General features: G+C 56.0%; 1 rRNA gene. It reads right to left on the bottom strand.

Annotation, left to right across the window (positions count from 1 at the left end):
- Nucleotides 1–21: 21 nt before the first annotated feature.
- A 23S ribosomal RNA gene (locus ACFYNU_RS38250) occupies nucleotides 22–1,412 on the bottom strand; the annotation flags it as partial.

The following is a 1,412-nucleotide window of genomic DNA, read 5'->3' as shown; positions in this document are numbered from 1 at the left end:
ACACAGTGGACGCGAGCAACTGAGGACAAGCCCTCGGCCTATTAGTACCGGTCAACTCCACACCTCACAGTGCTTCCATATCCGGCCTATCAACCCAGTCGTCTACTGGGAGCCTTACCCCATCAAGTGGGTGGGAGTCCTCATCTCGAAGCAGGCTTCCCGCTTAGATGCTTTCAGCGGTTATCCCTCCCGAACGTAGCCAACCAGCCATGCCCTTGGCAGGACAACTGGCACACCAGAGGTTCGTCCGTCCCGGTCCTCTCGTACTAGGGACAGCCCTTCTCAAGACTCCTGCGCGCGCAGCGGATAGGGACCGAACTGTCTCACGACGTTCTAAACCCAGCTCGCGTACCGCTTTAATGGGCGAACAGCCCAACCCTTGGGACCGACTCCAGCCCCAGGATGCGACGAGCCGACATCGAGGTGCCAAACCATCCCGTCGATATGGACTCTTGGGGAAGATCAGCCTGTTATCCCCGGGGTACCTTTTATCCGTTGAGCGACGGCGCTTCCACAAGCCACCGCCGGATCACTAGTCCCGACTTTCGTCCCTGCTCGACCCGTCGGTCTCACAGTCAAGCTCCCTTGTGCACTTACACTCAACACCTGATTACCAACCAGGCTGAGGGAACCTTTGGGCGCCTCCGTTACTCTTTAGGAGGCAACCGCCCCAGTTAAACTACCCATCAGACACTGTCCCTGATCCGGATCACGGACCCAGGTTAGACATCCAGCACGACCAGAGTGGTATTTCAACGACGACTCCACCTGAACTGGCGTCCAAGCTTCACAGTCTCCCACCTATCCTACACAAGCCGAACCGAACACCAATATCAAACTGTAGTAAAGGTCCCGGGGTCTTTCCGTCCTGCTGCGCGAAACGAGCATCTTTACTCGTAGTGCAATTTCACCGGGCCTATGGTTGAGACAGTCGAGAAGTCGTTACGCCATTCGTGCAGGTCGGAACTTACCCGACAAGGAATTTCGCTACCTTAGGATGGTTATAGTTACCACCGCCGTTTACTGGCGCTTAAGTTCTCAGCCTCGCCACACCGAAATGTGACTAACCGGTCCCCTTAACGTTCCAGCACCGGGCAGGCGTCAGTCCGTATACATCGCCTTACGGCTTCGCACGGACCTGTGTTTTTAGTAAACAGTCGCTTCTCGCTGGTCTCTGCGGCCACCCCCAGCTCACACTGCAAGAGTGATCACCAGAAATGGCCCCCCTTCTCCCGAAGTTACGGGGGCATTTTGCCGAGTTCCTTAACCATAGTTCACCCGAACGCCTCGGTATTCTCTACCTGACTACCTGAGTCGGTTTAGGGTACGGGCCGCCATGAAACTCGCTAGAGGCTTTTCTCGACAGCATAGGATCATCCACTTCACCACAATCGGCTCGGCATCAGGTCTCA

The organism is Streptomyces sp. NPDC006643, assembly GCF_042870175.1.
Lineage (GTDB): Bacteria > Actinomycetota > Actinomycetes > Streptomycetales > Streptomycetaceae > Streptomyces.
This window is presented reverse-complemented; position numbering and strand designations above follow the sequence as displayed.